Origin of the sequence: Bacteroides sp. AM16-13, assembly GCF_003602705.1 — a bacterium.
Lineage (GTDB): Bacteria > Bacteroidota > Bacteroidia > Bacteroidales > Bacteroidaceae > Bacteroides > Bacteroides xylanisolvens.
The window spans coordinates 49,826-57,273 of sequence record NZ_QTLK01000031.1 but is presented as its reverse complement, the minus strand read 5'-3'; the positions used below and the strand labels follow the sequence as shown (position 1 = coordinate 57,273).

4 protein-coding genes and 6 tRNA genes are annotated in these 7,448 nt (G+C 42.0%); 9 read left to right on the top strand and 1 reads right to left on the bottom strand.

Annotated elements, in window-relative coordinates:
• The first annotated feature begins 120 nt into the window (after positions 1 to 120).
• Entirely contained in the window at positions 121 to 3,366 is a 3,246-nt protein-coding gene (locus tag DW173_RS20535; protein WP_120145119.1) for an efflux RND transporter permease subunit, read from the top strand.
• Between the two features lie 49 nt (positions 3,367 to 3,415).
• On the opposite strand, the gene DW173_RS20530 is transcribed toward DW173_RS20535, so the two are convergent.
• A complete protein-coding gene (locus DW173_RS20530) occupies positions 3,416 to 3,973 on the bottom strand; it encodes an NAD(P)H-dependent oxidoreductase (protein ID WP_087318730.1) in 558 nt (185 codons plus the stop codon).
• A gap of 176 nt (positions 3,974 to 4,149) precedes the next feature.
• On the opposite strand from DW173_RS20530, the gene nspC reads away from it, so the two are divergent.
• The 8 genes from nspC to nagA all read left to right on the top strand — a co-directional run bounded on the left by nspC (position 4,150) and on the right by nagA (position 7,433).
• Positions 4,150 to 5,289, top strand: a complete 1,140-nt coding sequence (gene nspC / locus DW173_RS20525; protein ID WP_120145118.1) for a carboxynorspermidine decarboxylase — start codon at positions 4,150 to 4,152, stop codon at positions 5,287 to 5,289.
• A gap of 118 nt (positions 5,290 to 5,407) precedes the next feature.
• Positions 5,408 to 5,480: transfer RNA gene (locus DW173_RS20520), tRNA-Gly, on the top strand.
• A 34-nt stretch (positions 5,481 to 5,514) separates the two neighbouring features.
• A tRNA-Leu gene (locus tag DW173_RS20515) sits at positions 5,515 to 5,596 on the top strand.
• A gap of 23 nt (positions 5,597 to 5,619) precedes the next feature.
• Positions 5,620 to 5,703 (top strand) — tRNA-Leu (locus DW173_RS20510).
• Between the two features lie 19 nt (positions 5,704 to 5,722).
• Positions 5,723 to 5,795 (top strand) — tRNA-Gly (locus DW173_RS20505).
• A gap of 32 nt (positions 5,796 to 5,827) precedes the next feature.
• Positions 5,828 to 5,909, top strand: a tRNA-Leu gene (locus tag DW173_RS20500).
• Positions 5,910 to 5,946: 37 nt separating this feature from the next.
• Positions 5,947 to 6,022: transfer RNA gene (locus tag DW173_RS20495), tRNA-Gly, on the top strand.
• A 244-nt stretch (positions 6,023 to 6,266) separates the two neighbouring features.
• The gene (nagA, locus tag DW173_RS20490; RefSeq protein WP_087318728.1) at positions 6,267 to 7,433 is read left to right on the top strand and encodes an N-acetylglucosamine-6-phosphate deacetylase; all 1,167 of its coding nucleotides are present in this window, start codon (positions 6,267 to 6,269) and stop codon (positions 7,431 to 7,433) included.
• Positions 7,434 to 7,448 lie beyond the last annotated feature (15 nt).

Here is a 7,448-nt window from a genome sequence, read left to right as displayed (position 1 = left end):
TTTTTTCGTAGGGCGTTGCCCTACGCTATATAATTAAGCCCTTTCAGGGCACCCCAATAAATATATAATTGTAAGGCTTTCAGCCTAACTGCAAAATTCCCATTTAAATAAATATTGATAATGCTAAATATGGATTCTGAAATAGTAAAATCTCCTAAGGCTTCTGCTTTCACATTGATTGTGGCTTTTGTCTGTGTGGCATTAGTTGGGCTGGCACTCATTCCATTGCTGCCTGTCAAACTGAATCCGTCGCGGACCTTACCCGGTTTCACGGTGAGATTCAGTATGCCCGGTACTTCAGCACGTGTGGTGGAAATGACGGCTACCAGTAAGTTGGAGGCAATGCTTGCCCGTGTGAAGGGAATTCGAGGGATTTCTTCCACTTCAGGAAATGGATGGGGAAGTGTCAGTGTGAATTTGGATAAACATGTGGATGCAGCGGTTGCCCGCTTTGAAGCTTCTACTATTATTCGTCAGACGTGGCCGGAATTACCGGATGGGGTGAGCTATCCGTATATTCAGATGCACAGTCCGGGGCAGAGTAACCAGGGGCCTTTTATGGCATTTACGATCAATGCACCCGCTACTCCTTTCTTAATTCAGCAGTATGCGGAAGAACATATAAAAACGCGTCTTGCACAGATTCCGGGAATTTATAAAATCAATCTTAGTGGAGCTACTCCGATGGAATGGCGATTGGAGTATGATTCGGAACAATTGCGTGCGCTTGGAATAAGTACGGATGATATTCGCCAGGCTGTCCGGTTACATTATCAAAAGGAATTTTTGGGTACTTATGATGTGGAACAGGGTGCTTCGGGCAGACAGTGGATACGTTTGGCATTGGTTCCCGAACAGGAGGGCAAAGAGTTTAATGCGGAGCGGATAAAGGTAAAAATGAGAGATGGTAAAATCATAGGTTTGAATGAGCTGGTGAAGGTTTCCCGTATGGAGGAGCAGCCACAAAATTATTATCGAATTAATGGGCTGAATTCAATTTACCTGTCGATTGTTGCAGAGGAAACTGCAAATCAATTGGCATTGAGTGAAAAAGTAAAAGCGTTTATGGATGATAACCAGCTATTGCTTCCGGCAGGATATGAGATTCACACCAGTTACGATGCAACGGAATTTATTCAGGAAGAACTGGGGAAAATTTATTTGCGTACGGGAATGACTGTAGCGATTTTGCTCCTGTTTGTATTGTTGATCACCTTTAGTCTCAAATATCTTTTTTTGATTGTAATCAGTCTGACTGTTAATATGGCAATAGCTGTCATTCTTTATTATGCGTTCGGATTGGAAATGCAATTGTATTCTTTGGCGGGTATTACGGTTTCATTAAATTTGGTGATAGATAATACAATTGTAATGAGCGATCATTATTTGCGGCGTAGAGACCGGAAAGCATTTATGTCTATTCTTGCAGCCACGTTGACCACGATGGGAGCTTTGGTTATCATCTTTTTTCTGGATGAGAAGATACGTCTTAATTTGCAGGATTTTGCTGCGGTAGTGATTATAAATCTGGGAGTATCACTATTGGTCGCTTTATTCTTTGTTCCTTCTCTAATTGATAAAATAGGATTGAAACGAAGAAAGAAATCTTCTCTTTCAATAGTTCGATGGAAGATTGGGGAGGTGCGTTTCTTTGTGTGGATACGCTCAAGAATACGTCGGCTTCCAGTTTATTTCAGTCGTTGTTACAGGTGGCTGATACAAATACTTTGTCGTTGGAGGGTGGCGGTATGTATTTTGTTATTGTTGGCATTCGGACTACCAGTATTTTTATTGCCGGAAAAGATGAAAGGTGATGATAGATGGGCGAAAACTTATAATCAAACGTTGGGTACCACCACTTATAAGGAAAAGGTGAAACCAATAGTGGATAAAGCGTTGGGAGGTACTCTAAGGTTATTTGTGCAAAAGGTATATGAGGGGAGTTACTTTTCACGTAATGAAGAAGTAGTGCTTCATGCCAATGCTAATTTGCCGAATGGGAGTACACTTGAGCAAATGAATACACTGATTAAGAGGATGGAAGCTTATTTGAGCGAATTTAAAGAGATTAAACAGTTCCAGACATCTGTAGAAAGTGCCCGAAGAGCATCTATTCATATCTATTTTGCGAAAGAACACCAAAAAAGCGGTTTTCCTTATACGTTGAAAGCGAATATGATTAGTAAGGCACTTCAACTGGGAGGTGGAAATTGGAGTATATATGGTTTGCAGGATCAGGGGTTCAGTAATGATGTACGTGAGAATGCGGGTTCTTTCCGAGTAAAAATGTATGGATATAATTATGATGAACTATATGATTGGGTAGAGAAATTAAAAGCAAAATTATTGTCTCACCGCCGGATTCGGGAAGTGACGATCAGCTCTGATTTCTCTTGGTGGAAAGATGATTATATGGAATTCTACTTTAATCTGAATAAACAGCGGATGGCAGAGGAGGGGATTGGAGCTGGAAGGTTATTTTCTGCTATCCACCCGATATATGGGCGAAATATGGAAATAGGTTCGGTGATGGCAGAAGAGGGTACGGAAAAAATTAAACTTTCTTCGCGTCAGTCGGAAGATAGGGACGTGTGGGCGATGCAATTTTATCCTTTTCACATAGGAGAGAGGGAATATAAACTTTCAGAATTGGCAACTGTGGAAAAAGGACAAATGCCACAGGAAGTGGCCAAGGAGAATCAACAGTATCGGTTGTGTTTGCAATATGAGTATATCGGTTCTTCGGAACAGGGAAATAAACTCTTGAAAAAAGATCTGGAAGAGTTTAATGAGATTCTTCCGATGGGATATACTGCCAAATCGGAAGATAATAACTGGTCGTGGGGAGGAAAGGATAATAAACAATATCGTCTGCTTTTGATTGTGATTGCTATTATTTTCTTTATTACGAGTATCCTGTTCAATTCTTTGAAACAGCCGCTGGCCATTCTCTTTGTGATCCCAGTATCTTATATCGGTGTGTTTCTGACATTCTATTGGTTCAAACTGAATTTTGACCAGGGAGGATTTGCTTCTTTTGTTTTGCTTTGTGGTATTACGGTTAATGCGAGCATTTATATCTTGAATGAATATAATTCCGTTCGTAAACGTTTCCCGCGTCTATCACCGCTTCGGGCTTATGTGAAAGCTTGGAACACTAAAGTGATTCCTATTTTCCTAACAGTGACTTCTACCATTCTGGGATTCGTTCCTTTTATGGTAGGCATGGAAAAAGAAGGCTTCTGGTTTCCATTGGCGGCAGGTACTATCGGGGGATTGATAATGTCTGTAATCGGAGTGTTTATTTTCCTGCCAGTGTTTACATTGAAAAAGAAGTGTTTGGTGAAACCTAAAGCTATGCTTTAGCAACTGTAAAGCGTAGCTTTATCCTATCTAAAGCTACGCTTTATAAATCTTACCAATTGTTCCCTGCATTACTGTTACCGATAAGCATCTCCACACGTTGTTTATACAGATTTGCTCCTTCAGCGATATTCTTGCCGGCGTCTGCCGTTCCCATCCCATAAACAACAATAGGGGTTTGCCATGACATTCCCGAATGAATGGCATTTACCTGATAAGGACGTAATAATTCGTCCGTAGTGAAACGGTTTCTGCCTCCACTGCGATAAGCTTCGTATTCGGATCCCGTGGTCGTTACTACTGTCAGCGGTTTGCCGGCGACAGCCGGAGTCTTGGATAGAAAAGTAAAGACTTCATCCTGCCATTTCTTTAGTAATGACGGTGCAGACATCCAATAGAAAGGAAATTGATAGATGACAGCCGAAGCATCGGAAATGATTTTACTCCATTCATCTATATTGAAAACGATTTCCTGCGACAGTTCGTAAAGATTGAAAACCGCCACTCCTTCCATGTCACTGACAGCATCAACTAATGCTTTGTTTGCTTGTGATTCTTTGATGTTAGGATGTGCCAGTAGAATCACTACTTTTCTTAAATCTTTATTCATTTTAATCGGGTATTTAGGATGATACAATACTTACTATAATATATAAGGTGTAAAAATAAGAAAAAGTTCGCGAAAACCAATATCTTAATTAAAAATAAAACAATCCCTCTTTGCTTTTGAATTTGTATTTTTGCATCCACGTTCGTAAGGCGTCAGTTTAGATAATAATTTTATATATGATAGATTTTAATCAGTTTCCTTCTCCTTGTTATATCATGGAAGAAGAACTTTTAAGAAAGAACCTGTGTTTGATAAAAAACGTAGCCGACAGGGCGGGAGTGGAGATTATTCTTGCTTTCAAGTCGTTTGCCATGTGGCGTTCTTTCCCTATATTCCGTGAATATATAGACCATTCTACGGCAAGTTCGGTGTATGAAGCCCGTTTGGCACTGGAAGAATTCGGCAGTAAGGCACATACATATTCTCCAGCTTATACGGAACAGGATTTTCCTGAAATAATGCGTTGCAGCAGTCATATCACTTTCAACTCGATGCAGCAGTTCGAGCGTTTTTATCCGATGGTGGTGGCAGAAGGAAGTGGTATTTCTTGTGGTATTCGTGTAAATCCCGAATACTCGGAAGTGGAAACAGAACTTTATAATCCATGTGCACCCGGTACACGTTTTGGGATAACAGCCGATTTGTTGCCCGATGTATTACCGCAAGGCATTGAAGGTTTTCATTGTCATTGTCATTGTGAATCTTCTTCGTATGAGTTGGAACGTACATTGGAACATCTCGAAGCTAAATTTTCCCGTTGGTTTCCACAGATAAAGTGGTTGAATCTCGGTGGCGGACATCTGATGACCCGTAAAGACTATGATACCGAACATTTGATAACACTATTGCAAGGATTAAAAGCACGCCATCCTCATCTGCGAATTATCCTGGAACCCGGTTCGGCTTTTACATGGCAGACGGGAGTGCTGACTTCCGAAGTAGTGGATATTGTGGAAAGTCGTGGAATCAAGACGGCTATTTTGAATGTCAGTTTCACTTGCCACATGCCCGATTGTTTGGAAATGCCCTATCAGCCTGCCGTGCGTGGTGCCGAAATGGGAAACGAAGGAAAATATATTTATCGTCTCGGAGGAAATTCCTGTTTGAGTGGTGACTATATGGGATTGTGGAGTTTCGATCATCCTTTGCAAATCGGAGAACGTATTGTGTTCGAAGATATGATTCATTATACGATGGTCAAGACAAATATGTTTAACGGAATTCACCATCCTGCCATTGCTATCTGGACCAAAGAGGGGAAAGCTGAAATATACAAGCAATTTTCTTATGAAGATTATCGTGGCCGAATGAGTTGATAATCAAAATGATTGTTTTGCGGTCGATGCAAAGTGAACAGATTTCTGTGAAAAAAGTAGGCAGAATGTTTGCAGGTTTACGGAAAATCCCTACCTTTGCAACCGCAAACGAAAAAATGCGGAAATAGCTCAGTTGGTAGAGCATAACCTTGCCAAGGTTAGGGTCGCGAGTTCGAGTCTCGTTTTCCGCTCATGTTTCTTTGAAATGTTGGAACAATAATCTTTGCCCAGGTGGCGGAATTGGTAGACGCGCACGTTTCAGGTGCGTGTGTCGAGAGGCATGCAGGTTCGAGTCCTGTTCTGGGCACAAAGGTTAAACTTTAAAATTATGGAGAGGTGGCGGAATTGGTAGACGCGCTACTTTGAGGGGGTAGTGACAGTTATGTCGTGGGAGTTCGAGTCTCCTTCTCTTCACAGTTTATGAAAGTGATTTGCGGAAATAGCTCAGTTGGTAGAGCATAACCTTGCCAAGGTTAGGGTCGCGAGTTCGAGTCTCGTTTTCCGCTCTTGTTTCTTTGAAATAATGGAACTAAGTTTTGCCCAGGTGGCGGAATTGGTAGACGCGCACGTTTCAGGTGCGTGTGTCGAGAGGCATGCAGGTTCGAGTCCTGTTCTGGGCACCCATCCTTCAGAATTCTGAATGACGAAATTTAGTTTGCGGAAATAGCTCAGTTGGTAGAGCATAACCTTGCCAAGGTTAGGGTCGCGAGTTCGAGTCTCGTTTTCCGCTCCATATAGACATAAGGTTGTCAGTCGATAAGATTGGCAACCTTTTTTTATTTATGATTGATGAATTCTGATTTATATATGGTTGGATAATCGTTTAAAATTGGACTTTATTAGAAGTTTATCGGACGATTTTATCGATAGATTGAATAGAAAAACGTAATTTTGCAAACGAAAAAATCAATGTACTCCCCCCAAAAAAGAGCGTCATTGATTCACACAGACCTTTAATTAATTTAACTATTTGTGATATGTTAACACAGATCATTAATGCACGCATCCTGACGCCTCAAGGTTGGCTGAAGGATGGGTCAGTTCTTATTCGCGATAACAAAATTCTGGAAGTAACCAATTGTGACCTTGCCATTATCGGAGCCAAACTGATTGATGCCAAAGGAATGTATATTGTTCCGGGCGGTGTAGAAATCCATGTTCACGGTGGCGGTGGAAGAGACTTTATGGAAGGTACCGAAGAGGCTTTCCGGACAGCAATCAAGGCTCACATGCAGCATGGTACCACCAGTATTTTTCCTACCCTTTCTTCTTCTACCATTCCGATGATCCGTGCAGCTGCGGCAACTACTGAAAAAATGATGGCGGAGCCCAATAGCCCTGTACTCGGACTCCATCTGGAAGGACATTATTTCAATATGGACATGGCAGGCGGACAGATTCCGGAAAATATCAAAGATCCCGATCCCGAAGAATATATTCCGTTATTGGAAGAAACACGCTGTATCAAACGTTGGGATGCCGCACCGGAACTTCCCGGAGCCATGCAATTCGGTAAATATATCACGGCAAAAGGTGTTCTGGCTTCGGTAGGACATACCCAGGCAGAATTTGAGGATATACAGACGGCTTATGAGGCGGGATATACGCATGCCACTCATTTTTATAACGCGATGCCCGGTTTCCATAAACGGAAAGAGTACAAGTATGAAGGTACAGTAGAAAGTATTTATCTGATTGATGATATGACAGTGGAAGTGGTGGCTGATGGTATTCATGTACCTCCGACGATCTTGCGTCTTGTCTATAAGATAAAAGGAGTGGAACGCACTTGCCTGATAACGGATGCGTTGGCTTGTGCCGCCAGTGATAGCCAGGTTGCCTTTGACCCGCGTGTGATTATTGAGGATGGAGTCTGTAAGTTGGCAGACCATTCAGCCTTGGCCGGGAGTGTTGCAACGATGGATCGTTTGATTCGTACCATGGTGCAAAAGGCGGAAATTCCTTTGGAAGATGCCATAAGAATGGCTTCCGAAACTCCTGCCCGGATTATGGGAGTGCTCGACCGTAAAGGAACGCTGGAGCGTGGCAAGGATGCTGATATAATTGCCTTGGACAGAGACCTGAATGTGAGAGCTGTATGGGCAATGGGAGAACTGGTGGAAGGCACCAACAAACTGTTTTAAATCTAATAAATAACA

Excerpts from the sequence above, each read along its gene's own strand:
- DW173_RS20530 (WP_087318730.1), bottom strand. The coding sequence starts at position 3,973 with ATGAATAAAGATTTAAGAAAAGTAGTGATTCTACTGGCACATCCTAAC.
- nagA (WP_087318728.1), top strand. The coding sequence starts at position 6,267 with ATGTTAACACAGATCATTAATGCACGCATCCTGACGCCTCAAGGTTGG.
- DW173_RS20535 (WP_120145119.1), top strand. The coding sequence starts at position 121 with ATGCTAAATATGGATTCTGAAATAGTAAAATCTCCTAAGGCTTCTGCT.
- nspC (WP_120145118.1), top strand. The coding sequence starts at position 4,150 with ATGATAGATTTTAATCAGTTTCCTTCTCCTTGTTATATCATGGAAGAA.